At 43.5% G+C, this 17,918-nt stretch carries 16 protein-coding genes and 4 pseudogenes; 16 read left to right on the top strand and 4 right to left on the bottom strand.

All coding sequences use genetic code 11. The features are described 5' to 3' along the window. Positions 1–260 precede the first annotated feature (260 nt). The gene (locus JCM21738_RS11640) at positions 261–1,133 is read right to left on the bottom strand and encodes an EamA family transporter (RefSeq protein WP_023626856.1); all 873 of its coding nucleotides are present in this window, start codon (positions 1,131–1,133) and stop codon (positions 261–263) included. A 142-nt stretch (positions 1,134–1,275) separates the two neighbouring features. Here JCM21738_RS11640 and JCM21738_RS25780 point away from each other — a divergent pair, with 142 nt between their 5' ends. The 4 genes from JCM21738_RS25780 to JCM21738_RS11625 all read left to right on the top strand — a co-directional run bounded on the left by JCM21738_RS25780 (position 1,276) and on the right by JCM21738_RS11625 (position 3,185). Then, positions 1,276–1,566, top strand: coding sequence for a ferritin-like domain-containing protein (locus tag JCM21738_RS25780; protein ID WP_243462990.1), 291 nt, complete (start codon positions 1,276–1,278; stop codon positions 1,564–1,566). Further along, positions 1,563–2,156 (top strand): cupin domain-containing protein, encoded by a 594-nt coding sequence (locus JCM21738_RS11635; RefSeq protein ID WP_243462989.1) that lies wholly within the window; start codon positions 1,563–1,565, stop codon positions 2,154–2,156. Before JCM21738_RS25780 ends, JCM21738_RS11635 begins: the two co-directional genes overlap by 4 nt. 119 nt (positions 2,157–2,275) lie before the next feature. Further along, a complete protein-coding gene (locus tag JCM21738_RS11630) occupies positions 2,276–2,719 on the top strand; it encodes a DUF2243 domain-containing protein (RefSeq protein ID WP_031308310.1) in 444 nt (147 codons plus the stop codon). Between the two features lie 16 nt (positions 2,720–2,735). Then, positions 2,736–3,185, top strand: a complete 450-nt coding sequence (locus JCM21738_RS11625; protein WP_023626859.1) for a hypothetical protein — start codon at positions 2,736–2,738, stop codon at positions 3,183–3,185. 114 nt (positions 3,186–3,299) lie between these two features. On the opposite strand, the gene JCM21738_RS11620 is transcribed toward JCM21738_RS11625, so the two are convergent. After that, complete coding sequence (locus tag JCM21738_RS11620) at positions 3,300–4,067, bottom strand: TraR/DksA C4-type zinc finger protein (protein WP_023626860.1); 768 nt, start codon at positions 4,065–4,067, stop codon at positions 3,300–3,302. A gap of 110 nt (positions 4,068–4,177) precedes the next feature. Further along, positions 4,178–5,110 carry a 1,4-dihydroxy-2-naphthoate polyprenyltransferase gene (locus JCM21738_RS11615; RefSeq protein WP_023626861.1) on the bottom strand — a complete coding sequence of 311 codons (933 nt, stop codon included), beginning with the start codon at positions 5,108–5,110 and terminating at the stop codon, positions 4,178–4,180. 331 nt (positions 5,111–5,441) lie between these two features. Between JCM21738_RS11615 and JCM21738_RS11610 the strand changes: the two genes are divergently transcribed. The 12 genes and pseudogenes from JCM21738_RS11610 to JCM21738_RS11560 all read left to right on the top strand — a co-directional run bounded on the left by JCM21738_RS11610 (position 5,442) and on the right by JCM21738_RS11560 (position 17,695). Further along, complete coding sequence (locus tag JCM21738_RS11610; RefSeq protein ID WP_023626862.1) at positions 5,442–6,848, top strand: isochorismate synthase; 1,407 nt, start codon at positions 5,442–5,444, stop codon at positions 6,846–6,848. Next, positions 6,845–8,595: pseudogene (menD, locus tag JCM21738_RS27715) on the top strand (2-succinyl-5-enolpyruvyl-6-hydroxy-3-cyclohexene-1-carboxylic-acid synthase). Before JCM21738_RS11610 ends, menD begins: the two are co-directional and overlap by 4 nt. Continuing rightward, positions 8,592–9,400 (top strand): annotated as a pseudogene (menH, locus tag JCM21738_RS11600) (2-succinyl-6-hydroxy-2,4-cyclohexadiene-1-carboxylate synthase). Before menD ends, menH begins: the two co-directional pseudogenes overlap by 4 nt. A 15-nt stretch (positions 9,401–9,415) precedes the next feature. Further along, entirely contained in the window at positions 9,416–10,234 is an 819-nt protein-coding gene (menB, locus tag JCM21738_RS11595; protein ID WP_023626865.1) for a 1,4-dihydroxy-2-naphthoyl-CoA synthase, read from the top strand. Between the two features lie 71 nt (positions 10,235–10,305). Next, a pseudogene (locus JCM21738_RS11590) lies at positions 10,306–11,795 on the top strand (o-succinylbenzoate--CoA ligase). After that, complete coding sequence (gene menC, locus JCM21738_RS11585) at positions 11,779–12,891, top strand: o-succinylbenzoate synthase (RefSeq protein ID WP_148296100.1); 1,113 nt, start codon at positions 11,779–11,781, stop codon at positions 12,889–12,891. The pseudogene JCM21738_RS11590 and the gene menC overlap by 17 nt, the downstream one beginning before the upstream one ends. A gap of 349 nt (positions 12,892–13,240) precedes the next feature. After that, entirely contained in the window at positions 13,241–14,455 is a 1,215-nt protein-coding gene (gene hmpA, locus JCM21738_RS11580) for an NO-inducible flavohemoprotein (protein ID WP_023626868.1), read from the top strand. Between the two features lie 187 nt (positions 14,456–14,642). Continuing rightward, positions 14,643–15,446, top strand: a complete 804-nt coding sequence (locus tag JCM21738_RS11575) for a DUF4397 domain-containing protein (RefSeq protein WP_023626869.1) — start codon at positions 14,643–14,645, stop codon at positions 15,444–15,446. Positions 15,447–15,508: 62 nt separating this feature from the next. Further along, entirely contained in the window at positions 15,509–15,757 is a 249-nt protein-coding gene (locus tag JCM21738_RS22430; protein WP_148296099.1) for a class F sortase, read from the top strand. Beyond that, positions 15,727–16,029 carry a class F sortase gene (locus tag JCM21738_RS22425; protein ID WP_052019657.1) on the top strand — a complete coding sequence of 101 codons (303 nt, stop codon included), beginning with the start codon at positions 15,727–15,729 and terminating at the stop codon, positions 16,027–16,029. Before JCM21738_RS22430 ends, JCM21738_RS22425 begins: the two co-directional genes overlap by 31 nt. 208 nt (positions 16,030–16,237) lie before the next feature. After that, a complete protein-coding gene (locus JCM21738_RS11565; RefSeq protein WP_023626871.1) occupies positions 16,238–17,056 on the top strand; it encodes an alpha/beta fold hydrolase in 819 nt (272 codons plus the stop codon). 6 nt (positions 17,057–17,062) lie between these two features. Beyond that, the gene (locus JCM21738_RS11560) at positions 17,063–17,695 is read left to right on the top strand and encodes a CPBP family intramembrane glutamic endopeptidase (protein WP_023626872.1); all 633 of its coding nucleotides are present in this window, start codon (positions 17,063–17,065) and stop codon (positions 17,693–17,695) included. A 33-nt stretch (positions 17,696–17,728) separates the two neighbouring features. On the opposite strand, the pseudogene JCM21738_RS23300 reads toward JCM21738_RS11560, so the two are convergent. Beyond that, a pseudogene (locus tag JCM21738_RS23300) lies at positions 17,729–17,883 on the bottom strand (DUF1540 domain-containing protein). Positions 17,884–17,918 lie beyond the last annotated feature (35 nt).

The following is a 17,918-nucleotide window of genomic DNA, read 5'->3' as shown; positions in this document are numbered from 1 at the left end:
CCTATAGAAAGACTCTATAAGCCCAAAAGTGGCTAAAGGAGCGAAAAGGTCCTATAGAAAGATTCTATAAGCCCAAAAAGCGGCAGAAGGAGCGAAAAGGTCCTATAGAAAAATTCTATAAGCCAAAAAGTGGCTGAAGATGTGAAAAGGTCCTATAGAAAGATTCTATAAGCACAACCGAGACCGTGGAACCACAAAAGGTAAATAGATAGCTATTTAATGCCCGGAATAGGTGTGGATACTGGCGCGGCCACTCTTCTCTATAAGATCAACAAAGCTGTTCCAATCGTGATTAGTACAGCACCTGCAACGGTTGATTTTGTTGGTTTTTCTTTTAAAATGATGAAGCTTAAGATCATCGTTAACACTACGCTGAATTTATCAATCGGATTGACGATGCTTACTTTGCCGATTGCCAGTGCTGCAAAATAACATAACCAAGAGAAGCCTGTTGCGGCACCTGATAGGATTAGGAATATGTAAGATTTCCTCGAGATTTTCTTAAGCTCCTTCACAGTTCCCTGGAAAAACACAATTCCCCACGCAAAAATAATGATCACGATTGTACGGATGAAGGTGGCCACGTTTGAATCAACATCCACAATTCCGATTTTCGCGAGAATATTGGTCAGGGCTGCAAATATTGCTGACATGATAGCGAGAAAAATATATGATTTGGTGTTGAAAACCTTTTTCCTCTGCTTTTTCTTCTTTTTGTCTTTTCCGATCAGTACAAAAGTTCCAAGAGATAAAATGATGCCACCAGCGACAACAGTCATGGTGGCAGGCTCCCTAAGAATCACGAAGGATAACAGAATCGTCAGAACGACACTGGCCTTATCGATCGGGACTACTTTGGATACATCCCCAATCTGGATTGCTTTAAAAAAGGCAATCCAGGAAAGACCGGTTGTCAATCCGGAAAGGACTAGAAAGATAAATGACTTCGCAGACACTTCCATTATGTGCCCCGTTTGCCCGGTGATCACAACCATCAGGTAGGCCATGATCACAACAACGATCGTCCTGACGGCAGTTGCCAGATTTGAATCGACATCCTCGATTCCGATTTTAGCGAGAATAGCAGTAAAGGAAGCAAATAGAGCAGCTAGTAAGGCTAAAATGATACTCATCGTTTATCTCCATTTCTAATAAGGTACTCTTAGTTTGGTAATCTCTACTGGGAATATGCTTGTCCATAAATCGAACAATGTACGTTTCGTGGGTACTGGGCATAGGATAAGTTGATAAAACCTGTGAAGGGAATGAAGCAAATTGTATAACGTTCCATCCTATTCCTATCCATATTATGTTGATTCCTCATCATATAGCCCAAGAACCAGCCAAAACAGCCATCAGCAAGTACTTGAAGCACTGCTTGCTGGGATAAAAGGGGAAGCTTCAGCAGTTGATTTTTACAGCCGCCTGGCGCAGTCAGCACCGAATCAAAGGCATAAGAAAGCGATACAGCAGGCTTTGGAGGATAAGTATGTCCACTTGAAGCAGTTTACCGATCTGTTTGTCACACTTACGGGACAACGCCGCAGTATCAGATTGAACAAGTGAATTTTCGCTCTTATCAGGAAGGCCTGCAAAAGGCATATGAAGCAGAAGTAGAAGATTATCATGAATATAGAAACAGTTATTTGCTGACTCAGTATCTTCCGGTAGGGAATGTATTCTTTCGGGCATTCGCAGATGAGATCGAGCATGCAACACGGTTTGGCTGTTTAAGGCAAGAAGGCGACATGCAATTAACGGATTTTGGAAATGAGCCATTTACCATCAATATTGAAGAAGCAACCTTGCAAAACGAAACATTCCGTACTGCCATATGGACGGGGAAAAACCTTCAGGTGACTGTCATGAGCATTGATGTAGGTGATGACATTGGTCTCGAAGTCCATGAAACCGGGGATCAATTCATCCGGGTGGAAGAAGGAGAAGCACTCGTACAGATGGGGGACAGTAAAGATAACCTCGATTTTGAGTCTAGAGTCTCTGATGACTTTGCGATCATGATACCTGAAGGCAAGTGGCATAATGTAACCAATATAGGCAATACAAAGCTTAAGGTATATGTAATTTACGCACCACCAGAGCATCCATTTGGAACTGTCCACGAAACAAAAGCAGATGCTGAAGCTGCTGAGTAAATATTGAATACAGTGATTGGAGGTTAATCTCTCCAATCTTTTTTTGATTCACCGTATAATATGGAAAACTTTTGGGCACTAATCGTGATAGTATGTATTTTTCTAAGAGGGTGTTTTTGTTGAAAAAAGAAAATAAGAATTTATTCATCGCCGGCTTCATTCTCGGGTTGGGCTTATTGGGTGCAATTGACGGGATTGTCTTCCACCAGCTTTTACAGTGGCATCATATGATTCTTAGCGATAATATACAACTTGAGATTTTTACAGATGGACTTTTCACGGCACTGTTCTCCGCAAAACTTATCTGGGGCGGCGTGAAAATCTTTCAGGATGCTCGAAAAAATCAGCTCGGCTCCAGCTGGAAAATCTTCCTTGGAGGAATATTCATCGGCGGCGGAGCGTTTAATCTCGTTGAAGGAATTGTAGATCATCATATTCTGCAAGTGCATCGTGTCAAACCATTGGCAGAAAACCCTTTAATGTACGATCTGGCATTTTTGGCGATTGGGGCTTTATTAGTGGTCATTGGGTTTATGATCAAGCGGCTGGAACAGAATGCATAAGGGTGAGGTGTAGAAATTGAGTAGGATGAGGAGTTTTTTAGTCTTTTTCATACCGTTCATTGTTTTCTTTATTTATTTTACGAGTAATAATGAACATAATTCTTCTTCGGCGAACCATATGCAGCATGACTATGTTGAAATTCCAGAGGGTAATAAAATTCCCTCTGTGAATATAAGTGTCAACCAGGACATGTCAGGCACATGGCTATTAAGTGTTGATACTACTCATTTTAACTTCGCGCCCCAAAAAGTAGGGAGCGCTGATCCTAGTTTTAACGAGGGCCATGCCCATATTTATGTGAACGGCAAAAAAATCAATCGACTGTACGGACATTTCTATAATTTGGACACTTTGAAAAAAGGAGAGAATGAAATTATGGTCACACTTAATTCCAACAATCATGGGATATTATCCTACGAAGGGAAGCCGATTATGAGCATGGTTGTTGTGGACAACCAGAAGTAGGGTGGGAAGGTAATCTTCATCCAGTAGAGCAGGTGGAAAAGGTGTCCTATGGTTTTGCTTGAGAACAGATACATGAAAAAACCTCAGTTCGGTTAATCGAACTGAGGCTGTTTCTTATTCCGTATCCTTCTTTTTAGTATCATCTACATAACTGTCTCCCTCTTTATAAGGGATATCTCCAAGCTCGGACTCGATGCCGGCTTCGTCCAGCATTTCCTCGTATTCCTCTTCAGTATCACTATGCAATACTTGGCGGTCATCACCTTCGATATCAGTTGTACTGAAGGATTCATAGTCTTCCGTGAACCCTTTTTCTTTTTCATTATCAATGTAGAGCTTGTTGTAGTCTTCATGATCTCCGGTAAAATCAGAAGGTGTTTCAGAGGTACCGAACTCGGCTACGTCATCAAAGCTGTTCCTGTTGTCGGCCATTTCTGCGTTTTGTCTGCGGTCAAAGTTGGTGTCGTGAGTATATTCCAGTACATCCTCTTCAACTGGGCGGTCATTGGACAGATTTTGTTCGCTTGAATGCTCGACGCAATATAAAGTATATGGTACTGCTTCAAGCCGCTCATAAGGAATCTCTTTCCCGCACTCCGCACATTTTCCGTAAGAGCCATCCTCTATTGCCTTCAGAGCATTGTCGACTTTCTCAATCTGATCTTCATGATGCTCGTCCATCGCGAGAGTTTTGCTGCGCTCAAATAATTCTGTGCCACTGTCAGCTGGATGGTTATCGTAGGAAGACAGTTCTCCTGTCGCTTCACGCTGGCTGCCATCAAGGTAACCATCCTCATTATTGCTATCTATTTGCGAATTTAGTGTTTCTTTTTCATCTATAAGCGTTTGCTTCAATTGGGCAAGCTGGTCATTTGTCAGCATCATTACACATCCTTAGTTTTGATTCGTAGTCATACGTACTAAATACCCGCTCGTGATTTTAAGAAACATAGAAAAAGCTTCCGCCAAAGGCAGAAGCTTCTCAAGTATACTTATATTAAACTGATGAAAATGCCTACTGATAAAAGCAAGCCGAAAATCGTGTTGGTCTTTGCTGTTGCTGCCATCGCAGGCATCATTTGTAATGGATTTGATTTTCCTATGAAGCCCTTTGTTGCTTTTACAGCCTTCGGAATGCTGAGAGCAACAATCGCCAGCCAAGGTGAAACGACTCCTGCAATAATCAGGCCGATTACCCAGGCATAAGAGACAATGAACATTCCTGCTAGCAGCCTGATGGCGCCTTTACGTCCAAGCAGGATCGCCAGTGTCTTGCGGCCAAATTCCTTGTCGCCATCAAGGTCACGAATATTATTCGCAAGCAGAATCGCGCCGACAAGCAAAAAGCTTGGAAAAGAAACAAGTACACTAGTAGGAGTTACCGTGCCAGTCTGGATGTAGAAGGAAATCAGGATGATCAATACACCCATGAAAAATCCTGCGACAAGCTCCCCGAAAGGAGTGTAGGCAATCGGCAATGGACCGCCTGTATAAAGATAACCAGCAGCCAGGGAAACGACACCGACAGCAGCGACCCACCAGCTGGTACTCATGCAAATATATATCCCAAGAAGGACTGAGATTCCATAAAGGCCAAACGCCAGGTTCAAAACCGTTTTAGGCTTTATGCCGTGGCGGACGATCGCTCCGCCGATCCCAACGGAATTTTCATTATCAAGCCCGCGTTTAAAATCATAATACTCATTGAACATATTCGTTGCTGCCTGAATCAACAGGCTCGCTATTAACATCGCGAGGAACATTCCCCAATGGATTCCACCGCTGTATTCTATCGCTAAAGCAGTCCCAAGAAGGACAGGGGCAAATGCGGCAGTCAAAGTGTGCGGCCGAGTAAGCTGCCACCAGACTCTCCAGTCTGCGCCATTGACCGCTGGTGAAGAACTAGGCTGTAGCTGTGGTTGCATAACTAATTCTCTCCCTTATATATCAATCTATCAAACCTTAATATTTTATCTAAAAGAACCAAAATTGTCAAAAAGACCTTTCATATCTAGGCTAAATTACCTTACAATTATAAGTGTAGATATTCACATAAACACTGTCAATTAGTATTTTCGCGTATAATGAGGATGGATTTTCCAGATTGCCTCAGCTGTTTGGGTGTAATATATAATAAGGGTGTTAACAGGTTTAGAAAGCCCGCCATTATTGACATCGTGGTGTATGAGGTGTATCTTAAAATAAGCTTAAAAACGTTGTGATAACAGATGAGAGGCTGTTATTGGGGGGATAATTTTGGTTGCCATTCAGGAAACGGAACTTAGACAGGGAATTCTTGATGCGATTGAGCGGGCCAAAGGACAATCTCAATCGGTTTTGGTCAGCGAGGTCCATAATTTAGATTGTATAGATCCTTTTTATTTTTTTGCCTCAGGCAGGGAAAAGTTTTTTGGAGAACGCTTTTTCTGGAAGGATCCTGAAGGGGATCACTTCCTAACTGGATTGGGTATATGCGGACAAATACAGTCGGATCAGGGAGCTGACCGCTTTTTTCATGTTGAAAAAGAGTGGAAGCGCTTCAAGGATACAGCGCTGGTTTTTAATAAGCACAATGTAAATGGAACAGGACCATCTATCTTTGGCGGATTTACCTTTGATCCATTGAAGAAAAAGACAGGCTTATGGTCCAAATTTTCAGAAGCTCTTTTCCACATTCCGAAATATATGCTGACTATTGTCAAGGGAGAGGCATACTTAACAACCAATGTAGTCTGCACTCAGCATGATGATATGTCACTATTTGATAAAGTCACGAGGGAGAGGGAAGAGGTTCTTTCCAAGGGTGGACAGAAACCAGTACTAGCCAGGCTTGATCTTAAGGATATTATCGAAATTGATCCTGAGGCATGGAAGAAAACAGTCACTGATGTTGTAGACGGTTTTGAAAATAGCGAACTTAAGAAAGTCGTACTTGCGAGAGAGCTTCGTCTGCATTTTACAGATGAAGTCCAGTCAGAAAGTGTTCTGGCGGATCTACTTGAGAATCAGCAAGCAAGCTTTACATTTGCCTTCGAATCCAATGGGGACTGTTTTATCGGAGCTTCTCCTGAACGGTTGGTCAAGAAGGATGGAGCAAGCCTGTTTTCAGCCTGCCTGGCGGGTTCGATTGCCAGGGGCAGCACTCCTGAAGAAGATGAGAATCTCGGCGAAGAACTTTTAACAGACGAGAAAAACTTGATTGAGCATCAATATGTTGTGGATATGATTAAGGGAGCGATGGAAGAAACCTGTGATGAGGTGCTTCTTCCTGAACAGCCTGTATTGATGAAAATGAAATATATTCAGCATTTGTATACACCTGTAATCGGCAAGAACCGGGAAGGTACATCACTTCTTCATTTAGTAAACAGACTTCACCCGACTCCTGCACTGGGCGGATTGCCGAAGCAGGCAGCGATTGTGAAGATCAGGGAAATTGAACAACTTGATAGAGGCCTTTATGCAGCACCTGTTGGCTGGATGGATTATCAGGGAAATGGTGAATTTGCCGTAGCGATCCGTTCGGGATTGATCCAGGGAAACGAGGCTTCGCTATTTGCTGGCTGCGGGATTGTGGCAGATTCAAATGCCGAAAGCGAATATAAAGAGACTAGCATCAAGTTCAGGCCGATGCTTGCAGCACTTGGAGGAAAGATCACATGAGCCACCAGGAAGATTTAACAGCATATATCGCTGCATTCGTTGCAGAGTTATCCAAAACTGGAGTGAAGGATGTGGTCATCAGTCCTGGTTCTCGGTCAACACCAATGGCACTGGTAATGGCTGAACACCCAGACCTGCGCATCCATATCCAGGTCGATGAACGATCTGCTTCATTCTTCGCCCTGGGAATTGCGAAGGCCACTCGAAAGCCTGTCGCATTGCTTTGTACATCGGGAACAGCTGCTGCGAATTATTATCCAGCAGTGATTGAAGCCAGTATTTCAAGGATTCCATTGATTGTCCTGACAGCAGACCGTCCGCATGAATTGCGTGATGTCGGTGCACCGCAGGCGATTGACCAAATCCATCTATACGGCAAAAATGTAAAATGGTTTGTCGAAATGGCACCGCCGGAAAAAACCGAGGAAATGATCCGCTATGCTCGGACAGTTTGTGGAAGGGCAGCGGCTACCGCATCAAGCTATCCACAGGGACCGGTCCATTTGAACTTCCCATTCAGGGAACCGTTGATTCCGATAATGGATGAAAACATGTTCGAACTTCCTGAGCGCGTTGGCGGTTATGTGGAAATCGAGACAGGACGTCTTAGTTTATCAGATCAAACGTTTGCTTCAATCAGTGAGGATATCGCTTCATATACAAAGGGAGTTATTGTCTGCGGACAACTCGACAACAGCGAATTTACAGATGAAGTCATTGCCCTTGCTGACAAATTAAAATTTCCGATCATCGCTGATCCACTGTCACAATTGCGAAGCGGAGAGCATGATGGACAACACATCATTGATGCCTATGATGCTTTTTTAAGGAATGAAGAAGCGAAGGCAGCCTTGAAGCCTGATGTGATCATCAGGTTTGGAGCAATGCCAATCTCAAAAGCCCTGACTATTTTTATAAAAGAAAACCGGACAGCCCGCCAATTCGTTGTCGACAGCGGCGCCGGCTGGCGTGAACCCACGATGTCAGCGTCCGAAATGCTATATTGCGATGAAGCTCTGTTCTGTAAAAAATCGGCGAGGCTGCAGGAGCAGCAGGCAAGTCTGACTATCTGCAAAAATGGCTCACCGTCAATGAACTTACCAAAGAACAGTTAGCAGCTATTTCTCAAGTTGAGGAGTTAAGTGAAGGGAAGCTATTCCAGCAGCTCACTGAAATGCTTCCGGAAGGCTCGACATTGTTTGTCGGAAACAGCATGCCAATCAGGGACCTAGATTCGTTCTTCCTATTAAATAAAAAGAATATCAAGGTAATGGCAAACAGAGGTGCGAACGGTATAGACGGTATCGTTTCTACCGCAATTGGTGTAGCCAGTGTATCGCAGCCATGCTATCTTGTATTGGGCGATCTGACATTCTATCATGATCTGAATGGTTTATTGGCTTCAAAACTATATAATATCGATATCAATATTTTGCTGATCAACAATAATGGCGGCGGAATCTTCTCATTCCTTCCTCAGGCAAAAGAACCGAAGCATTTTGAAAAGCTTTTCGGTACACCTTTGGACCTGGACTTCCACCATGTTGTCGAAATGTACAACGGGAAATATGATTTGATACAAGATTGGGAGCAATTTTCAGAGACTTTTGCCAAAAACCAAGAGGTTGGCGGCTTAAAAGTGATGGAAATCAGGACAACAAGGGATTCCAACCTGAAGGAACATCGAGATTTGTGGAATTCTGTTTCCCGGGAAATAACTACTATGCTAAAAGGTGACATGAAATGAAAACCATGATTAACGGCGTACGATATCATGTCGAGCAGTGCGGCAATGGTTTTCCCCTTGTGTTGCTCCATGGTTTTACAGGCGCGGCTTCTAATTGGAAGCGTTTTGTCCTATGTGGGGGAATCATTCAAAGCTACTAATGGTCGACCTTATTGGCCACGGGGAGACTGAATCGCCAGGCGATATGGCGCGATATGACATCAAGAAAGCTGCACATGATTTGAAAGTGCTTTTAGACCAGCTGGGAATTGAGAAAACCGATATGCTCGGGTATTCAATGGGTGGCCGAACAGCCATCACATTTGGGAGTATGTATCCCGAAAGAATCAGGAAGCTGGTCCTTGAGAGCACAACGCCAGGTCTTGAGAATCCTGCAGAACGGGAAGCTCGTGTCGAGCAGGACAACAAGCTGGCTATGAAGATTGAAACAGAAGGACTTGAAAGATTCATCGATTTTTGGGAGTCAATCCTGCTTTTTCAATCACAGTTGAATCTTCCGAAAGAAATAAGGGAACAAATAAGGAGTCAAAGGCTGAGGAATAACCTTGTGGGACTGGCAAACAGTCTTAGGGGAATGGGGACAGGTGCCCAGCCTTCATGGTGGGACAAGCTAAAGACTTTCGATTTCGAGACTCTTTTGATTACAGGTGAACTCGATGAAAAGTTCTGTAAAATAGCCGCTGACATGGCTTCAAAGCTTCCAAATGCGACACATTTGTCGATAATTGATTGCGGCCATGCAATTCATGTGGAAGAACGTGAAAAATTTGGTACAATAGTAAGTGAGTTTTTGTCGAATACATAATAGGAGGTTTTCTTGATGACAGTTGAATGGGTTTCAGAACGCAAGTATGAAGATATTCTGTATGAAACATATAATGGCATTGCCAGAATCACCATTAACCGCCCGGAAGTGCGCAATGCATTCCGTCCTAAAACGGTAATGGAATTGATCGACGCATTTGCTTATGCACGTGATGATGCCAGTGTTGGAGTAATCGTCCTGACTGGTGCTGGAGATGATGCATTCTGCTCCGGTGGAGACCAGAGAGTCCGCGGACATGGCGGATACGTTGGTGAAGACCAAATTCCTCGCTTGAATGTCCTTGACCTTCAGCGTTTGATCCGTGTGATTCCTAAGCCTGTAATCGCTCAGGTTAAAGGGTACGCAATCGGTGGGGGACATGTACTTCATGTTGTATGTGACCTTACAATTGCAGCAGATAATGCTATTTTCGGCCAGACTGGACCGAAAGTCGGAAGCTTTGATGCTGGATATGGTTCAGGCTACCTTGCTAGAATCGTCGGCCACAAAAAGGCTCGCGAAATCTGGTTCTTATGCCGTCAATACAATGCCCAGGAAGCTTTGGACATGGGTCTTGTCAACACAGTTGTACCTCTTGATCAGGTTGAAGAGGAAACTCTCAAGTGGTGTGAGGAAATTCTTGAGAAGAGCCCAACAGCACTTCGTTTCTTGAAAGCTGCCATGAATGCAGACACTGATGGACTTGCTGGACTTCAGCAAATGGCTGGAGATGCAACATTGCTTTACTACACAACAGAAGAAGCGAAAGAAGGCCGCGACGCGTTCAAAGAAAAGCGCAAGCCAGACTTCGGACAGTTCCCGCGTTTCCCTTGATTTTATAGTTTTCACACAGCTTGATGGACTTCCATCAAGCTGTTTTACTATGTAGAGAAGAGGTGACATCCATGACTGAAACCATGCCAAACTGGCTGAAAAAGCGGGCAGATCTGTCTCCTGACCGCGAAGCACTGATTTTCGAAGGGAATACATATACGTTTAAACAAGTTTTTAAAAAGGCAAAATCCTCTGCAGCAAAGCTGGGTGCACTTGGTCTGCATAAAGGTGAAACAGCGGCGGTGTTGTTTTCAAATCAGGCTGAATCTGCGTTTATTTTATACGCCTTGCAAATGGCTGGAATCAGGCAGTTATTTTGAACAATCGCCTTACACCCGAAGAGCTGTCATGGCAGCTTGGTGACAGTGAAGCGAAAGTACTTGTATATGAGACTCGCTTTGAAGACAAAGTGTCAGAGATTAACTCTGGCATAAGAAAAATCGGTACTGATGAATGGAGTCAGTTGCAGGAAAAGACTGTTTCTATTCTCGAAGAATATAATTTGGACGATGTAACGACGATCATGTATACATCAGGCACGACCGGAAATCCGAAGGGTGTCATGCAAACTTATGGCAACCATTGGTGGAGCGCGAATGCATCTGCGCTCAATCTTGGATTGCATGAACAAGATAAATGGCTTTGCACTGTGCCTATCTTCCATATCAGCGGATACTCAATTTTAATGAGAAGCCAGATATATGGGATGCCAGTTGTTTTGCATTCTTCTTTTGAAGAAAAAAAGGTAATTGAGGATATTCAGCGATACAAAATATCCATCATGTCAGTTGTCAGCACGATGCTGCGCCGGCTCCTTGATGAACTTGGTACCGGAAGATTGCCGAATTCCTTCCACTGCATGCTGCTGGGCGGTGGACCTGCGCCGCTGCCTTTGCTTGAATCCTGCATTGATAAAGAAATTCCTGTGTTCCAGACATATGGAATGACGGAAACATCGTCACAATTTGCAACTCTGTCACCGGAGTACAGTATTGAACGGGTCGGTTCCGCAGGAAAAGCGTTATTCCCTAACCAGATTCGGATTGTCGATTCAGATGGGCAGGATGTTCCACAGGGAGCCGATGGGGAGATCCTGGTCAAAGGTCCAAATGTGACGATTGGTTATTTGAATCGTCCAGATGTAACTGCTGATAAAATCCGGGATAAATGGCTTCACACTGGTGATATCGGCTATTTGGACAGCGATGGCTTCCTTTATGTCCTTGATCGCCGTTCAGATTTAATCATTTCAGGAGGGGAAAATATCTATCCTGCCGAAATTGAAGGCGTACTGCTTTCACATCCAGGGGTTTCCGACGCGGGAGTGATTGGGGCGCCAGATGAAAAGTGGCAACAAGTGCCTGTGGCTTTTATCGTGAAAAGCGATCCAGGAGTTTCTGAAAAAGAATTGCTGGCTCTTTGTGAAGAGAAACTTGCAAAATACAAGCTTCCGAAAAAATTCTACTTTGTAGAGAGCCTGCCAAGGAATGCCGCGAAAAAATTATTAAGACGCAAACTGCGCGAGTGGCTTGAAGCGGAGGGGGATGGCATTGGACATTAAAGGTGTTAAACTATCAATCGTTAAAATGCAATTGAAACACCCGTTCACCACCCATCTAGGCTCAGTGACAGAAAGGGAAGCGATTATCGTCGAGGTTGAGGACCGTAATGGTTTTATTGGATATGGTGAAGGTGTGGCCTTTTCATCTCCATGGTATACGGAGGAGACCGTCCAGACTTCATACCATGTCCTGAAAGATTTTCTTATTCCTATTTTAAGAAAAAATGGGATAAGTCATCCTGATGAAGCCTTTCTTTTATTCAGTTCAGTTCGAAGGAACCATATGGCAAAGGCAGCTCTTGAAACGGCATTATGGGATTTACAGGCAAAGATAGAAGGTCTCCCATTATCGACCCTGATTGGCGGAACCATGGAAGCTATCCATGCAGGTGTGGTTGTAGGGAATCCCAATCTACCAGAAGCGCTAAAACAAATAGAAGGTTATCTGGAACAAGGATTTAAGCGGGTGAAGGTAAAAATCAGTCCGGAAGATGATTTTCAATATATCTCAGAAATTCGAAAGCAGTTCCCTGACCTTCCGTTGATGGCTGATGCCAACTCGGCATACTCTTTGGAGGATGTAGGACGGTTAGAAGCACTCGATGAATTCGGCCTGCTGATGATCGAGCAGCCGCTGGGATATGATGACATCGTTGACCATGCCAAACTGCAATCCCAAATAGAGACACCTATATGCCTTGATGAAAGCATCGTAACTTTTGATGACGCAAGGAAAGCAATCGAGCTCGGCAGCTGCAAGGTCATCAATATTAAAATCGGCCGGGTCGGCGGACTTGGCGAAGCGAAACGGATCCACGATTATTGCCATTCCAACGGGATTCCAGTCTGGGCTGGCGGGATGATTGAATTTGGGATTTCCAGAGCACACAATATCGCTCTCGCATCACTCCCAGGCTTTACGATACCAGGTGATATCTCCGGTTCAGACCGTTATTGGGAGCAAGATATCATCAAACCAGAAATAGTAGTGGAAAACAGAATGATTAATGTGCCAGACAGGCCGGGTATTGGCTTTGAACTGAACAGGAAGCGGTTGAAGGAAGTTACTGTTTTTGAAGAACGATTTAAATTTTAGGTGGAGAAGCACTGCTTAGGCAGTGCTTTTGTTTATTTTTAACTGGAAAAAATCAGCGTTAATTTCCAATTCGCTATAAAAATGAAAAATTCGCTATAAAAATTATTCTCGAACCTTTTTTGTAAGCTTGCAGTCGGTCTAAATAGTAAGATTTCCTAATAAGGTGCATTTTTAATAAAGAATTCTTTTGGCAGGAAGCAAATTTCCTGCAAAACTGTAATTCGAAAGCACTATTTTACGATAGTGTGATTTGCATCACTTAGTCTGCTTATTTTATCTATTATAATCACTATGGGAATGAGGTAAACAAACCTCAACAAGAGGATACAAACATAGGGGAGTGTATATTATGCTAGACCAAAAAACGATTGAGATCATCAAATCCACAGTGCCGGTTCTTGAAGTTCACGGTGAGCAAATCACGACAGTATTTTATAAAACAATGTTTGAAAATCATCCAGAGCTTTTGAATATTTTTAACCACGCGAACCAAAAGCAGGGCCGACAGCAAAGAGCGTTAGCTGGAACTGTCTATGCAGCTGCTAAATATATCGATAATCTGGAAGCAATCCTTCCGGTTGTAAACCAAATCGCCCATAAGCACCGCAGTCTTGGCATCCTTCCTGAGCACTACCCAATCGTCGGAAAGCACCTCCTGATTGCGATCAAAGAAGTGCTTGGAGATGCGGCTACAGACGAAATCAACAATGCTTGGGCAGAGGCATATGGTGTCATTGCGGATGCGTTCATCTCTGTTGAAGCGGAAATGTATGATGCTGCTGCTAACCAAAGAGGCGGCTGGGATGGATTCCGTCCATTTATAGTGGAGAAAAAGGTGGAGGAAAGTGAAGTCATCACTTCTTTTTACCTAAAGCCTGTGGATAGAAAGGTAATTGCTTCATTCAAGCCAGGGCAGTATATCAGCATCAAGCTTGAAATCGAAGGCGAAGAATTCACGCATATCCGCCAGTACAGCTTATCAGATGCTCCTGGAAAAGATTATTACCGTATCAGCGTTAAAAAGGAAGCTGGCATGGGGACTCCTGATGGCAAGGTATCCAACTACCTGCACAGCAGTGTGGAAGAAGGGGAAGTCCTCCAAATTAGCGCTCCTGCAGGTGATTTCTTCTTAGATACAGAAAAGGACACACCGGTTGTATTGATTAGCGGCGGTGTCGGACTGACTCCGATGGTCAGCATGCTTAACACAGTTGCAGACCTGCAGCCGGAGAAAGAAGTTACCTTCATCCATGCAGCCCAAAACGGCAAAGTCCATGCACTAAAAGATGAAGTCGCAGCCACAGCTGCAAAAGCAAAGGTGAATTCAGTGGTATTCTACGATCAGCCAACTGAAGAAGACCGCCAGAATAACAGCTATGATGTTGAAGGATATGTAACAAAGGAATGGCTAAAAGAAAATGTGAATCTTGAACAATCAGACTTCTATTTCTGCGGCCCGGTAACATTCATGAAAGCAATCAACTCAGCGTTAAAGGATCTTGGGGTCAAAGAAGAAAGAATTCACTTCGAATTTTTCGGACCAATGGCTAGCCTAGAGGCATAATACAAAAGGCACTCTTCATCATTGAAGGGTGTCTTTATCATTCATTTATCATTTCAGCACATTCGAAAGGGTTATCAATTGACAAATGTTATACAAACTTTGTATAAGTGTTGTATAACTTATTAATCTGAATCTATACATAATCAGCTTATAAGTTATACATTATTTAAACAAAGGAGAGATGGAGATGAAGAAGTTTTCGTTTTTGCTGATTTTCACCATGATTTTTGCCATGTTTGGAGGGTCTGTGCTAGCTGATAATCATGGCGAGGCGAAGGTACGTATTGTTCATGCGTCCCCTGATGCGCCAGCTGTCGATATCACAGTTGATGGGAATGTAGTAGTCGAAAATGCAGAATTTAAGGCTGTAACAGATTACCTGATGGTAGCATCGGGCGATCATGAAGTAAGCATTTTTGCTGCTGGTACTGTAGCTGATGGCAAGCCGGTATTGACAACTAATTTATCGGTTGAGGCAGATAAGGCATACACTGTTCTGGCGATCAACAAATTAGAAGCACTTGAAGTTGCCGTCATGAATGATGACATGATGACAGAAAAGGGCAAGGCTAAAGTTCGAGTCGGCCATTTTTCCCCTGATGCGCCAGCTGTTGATGTAGCAGTGACTGATGGAGATGTTCTTTTTCCAAACGCGCCTTTCAAGGGTGTAACGGACTACTTGGAAGTTGATTCGGCAACATTGGATTTAGAAGTTAGGGCAGCTGGTACGCAGGATGCGGTGCTGTCTTTACCAGAAACTGAGCTTAAAGCAGATATGATTTACACTGTGCTTGCTGTTGGTCTTGCCAGCGGGGAGCCTGCACTTGATGCAATTGTCCTTGCGGATCCATCGACAACTGTGATGCCTAAAGAAATGCCTGACACAGGTAAGGGCGGAGTAACAGGTCTGATGATGAGCATGCTGCCATTTGTATTGCTGATCGGTGCAGCCGGTTTCTATTTCTATAAAAGAAAAAATGCTTTTCATTAATCTTTTACTAGTTGTCATTCTTGCAGGCTGTCAACCCATGTACTCAGAGCCGATTGTGGACATTGAAGAAGCTAAGGCAGAACCAGTTGTTCATTCACCAGCTTCAACTTCGAAGCCCTCCGCCAAAAAAGGTCAACCAAGAAAAAGGCATGGTCCCTTTAAACATAACCATTGCATCGATCGAACTTGATGCAAAAATCATTCCAGTTGGACTCCAAGAGGATGGAGCAATGGAAGTCCCGGAAGATGTGAAGGAAATTGGTTGGTACACTAAGGCGCAATGCCAGGGGAAAATGGGAATGTCGTCTTAGCTGGGCATGTCGATAACTATCTTGGAAAAGGTGTGTTTTTTGATCTGGAGGATGTCGCTCTTGATGATGAAGTAGTTTTGTCAGACAGTGAAAAGACCTTGCGCTATAAAATCGTAAAGATTGAATCCTATCCTTATGATGACGGACCAATCGAAGAGATTTACGGCTTCACTTCTCAAAAACGTTTACAATTAATCACATGCACAGGATGGTTCAATCCGCTCACAAAAAATCACGAAGAGCGATTAGTCGTCACAGCCATACAGCAATAAGAAGCAAGCTGGGCTGTACTTTCTTAGGCTAAAAGTGTGAGTTTTTTGGGAAATAAGATGGCAACAATCACATGGTAACCAACCCCCGTCCTTAACCAATAAAGTTAAGAGGGGGTATTTATTCTTCGGAAAATTTTTGAACTTAAATAAAATTCTATTTACTTATAATCGTTTCGGGTAAATGCAGCATAAAGAGGTGATGCTTTTTATGCCATATGCCAAAATCGATGACTCTCTCTCACTTTATTATCATATAAAAGGTGACGGATTGCCTGTTGTTTTTATTCATCCTTTTGTGATGGGACATAATGTATTTTTGCATCAGGAGGAACTCGCTGATCGATACAAGACAATCTTTTTCGACCTTGCAGGGCATGGCCGGAGCTCGAAAGGAAACAAGCCTGTAACCATTAGGGGACTTGCAGAAGATCTGAAAAAGATGCTAGACGAACTAGGTATTGAAAAAGTGGTGCTATGCGGCTATTCATATGGTGGGTTGGTTGCCCAGGAGTTTGCAATGAAGTACCCTGAACGATCTGAAGCCTTAATCTTGTCTGGAGGGTTTTCAAAAATTGATACCCTTATCCCGAAATTTATTATTAAGTTAGTGATGCTAATGGTCAAATTCGGTCAAGTGTCCCTGGCTGCAAAATGGCAGGCAAAGTTTCATAAAGGTGATCCAGGAGATGAAAAAAAGATATTTGAATACGCCAAACGTTCTGATGCCCAGCGATGCTACGAGTATTGCAAAGCTGGACTTCAATATGATTCCACTGATTCTCTTGGCAGGCTGGAATTGCCGATTCTGCTTGTATACGGTTCGCTTGAAAAACCAATGCACCATTACCGCATTCCTTTTCAAAAAAAAACTCCCCAAACCCAAGTGGTGTATATAAAGAGTGGCACCCATCAGCTGCCGCCGAGGTCATATCCTGAATTCAATGCGATTCTCGACCGCTTTTTACAGCCCCTCAATGAAAGATTTAAATTAGAAAGTAACATGAAGAAGGAAGCTGGTCTGGGGTAGGTGGGTATGAAGAAAATTTTTCTGCTAGTCGGGCCAACGCTTATGATTTTCATAGGTCTTCAAGTGCTAGAAAGCGTAATCGCAACGTTTTTGCTCTTCTATAGCTGGCTTCTTACAGTGCCGTTGCTTGGCCATGGATTTCCGCTGGAAAGGTTCAAATTGACAAGCAAGACTGTTATTTTGGGTTTCGGAAGCGGGCTGCTCTTTTTTCTGTTCATTTTTGGCGGGTTGAACTGGCTGCATATTTATCTTTTAGATATAGATCAGCTGCGGGTATTACTATGGGAGTGGGGATTTTCTGCACGAAGTGAGATTTGGCTAGTGCTGATTTTGCTGGTGGCCAATCCAATTTTGGAAGAGGTCTATTGGAGAGGGTATATCTTTGAAAAGCTGAGAATGGAAGGCACAGCTAAGTATGCGATTTTGATGACGGCAGTTTTTTATACGTTGCACCATTTCCTCTCGGTGATTCCCATTTTCGAAGGGATATTCGGCATCATTGCAACTGTCCCTGTCTTAATTGCGGGCATATTATGGGGCTATATCAGAGAGAAAACCGGTTCCATCACAGCAGCAATAATCGCGCATGTATTGAGTGACATGGGGATCATATCTGTGTATTGGTTTATCATACGGTAAATATAAAAGACCGGGCTAACCCGGTCTTAGTCATTAACTTAAAGCTTCAAACGTTTTGCAGTCTGTTTCACGGCTGTTATCGCTGTCTCGCCGACATGGCTGACAACATATATTTTATCGGCACTGCAAAGATTGCCATCTTGCCAGTACTGGCAGTTATTCACTTCACATAACACATCTTTTGCCATCGGTGTAACACTCCTTTTTTGGTTGATACAACCTT

The sequence above is a fragment of the Mesobacillus boroniphilus JCM 21738 genome, assembly GCF_000517385.1.
Taxonomy (GTDB): domain Bacteria; phylum Bacillota; class Bacilli; order Bacillales; family Cytobacillaceae; genus Mesobacillus; species Mesobacillus boroniphilus.
Note: the sequence above shows the minus strand (reverse complement) of the source record. Positions and strands in the feature narration are given on the sequence as shown.

What these genes read in the sequence shown, in the direction of transcription:
- JCM21738_RS11640 (WP_023626856.1), bottom strand. Translation starts at nt 1,133, where the DNA reads ATGAGTATCATTTTAGCCTTACTAGCTGCTCTATTTGCTTCCTTTACT.
- JCM21738_RS11620 (WP_023626860.1), bottom strand. Translation starts at nt 4,067, where the DNA reads ATGCTGACAAATGACCAGCTTGCCCAATTGAAGCAAACGCTTATAGAT.
- JCM21738_RS11615 (WP_023626861.1), bottom strand. Translation starts at nt 5,110, where the DNA reads ATGCAACCACAGCTACAGCCTAGTTCTTCACCAGCGGTCAATGGCGCA.
- menB (WP_023626865.1), top strand. Translation starts at nt 9,416, where the DNA reads ATGACAGTTGAATGGGTTTCAGAACGCAAGTATGAAGATATTCTGTAT.
- menC (WP_148296100.1), top strand. Translation starts at nt 11,779, where the DNA reads ATGGCATTGGACATTAAAGGTGTTAAACTATCAATCGTTAAAATGCAA.
- hmpA (WP_023626868.1), top strand. Translation starts at nt 13,241, where the DNA reads ATGCTAGACCAAAAAACGATTGAGATCATCAAATCCACAGTGCCGGTT.
- JCM21738_RS11575 (WP_023626869.1), top strand. Translation starts at nt 14,643, where the DNA reads ATGAAGAAGTTTTCGTTTTTGCTGATTTTCACCATGATTTTTGCCATG.
- JCM21738_RS22425 (WP_052019657.1), top strand. Translation starts at nt 15,727, where the DNA reads ATGCCAGGGGAAAATGGGAATGTCGTCTTAGCTGGGCATGTCGATAAC.
- JCM21738_RS11565 (WP_023626871.1), top strand. Translation starts at nt 16,238, where the DNA reads ATGCCATATGCCAAAATCGATGACTCTCTCTCACTTTATTATCATATA.
- JCM21738_RS11560 (WP_023626872.1), top strand. Translation starts at nt 17,063, where the DNA reads ATGAAGAAAATTTTTCTGCTAGTCGGGCCAACGCTTATGATTTTCATA.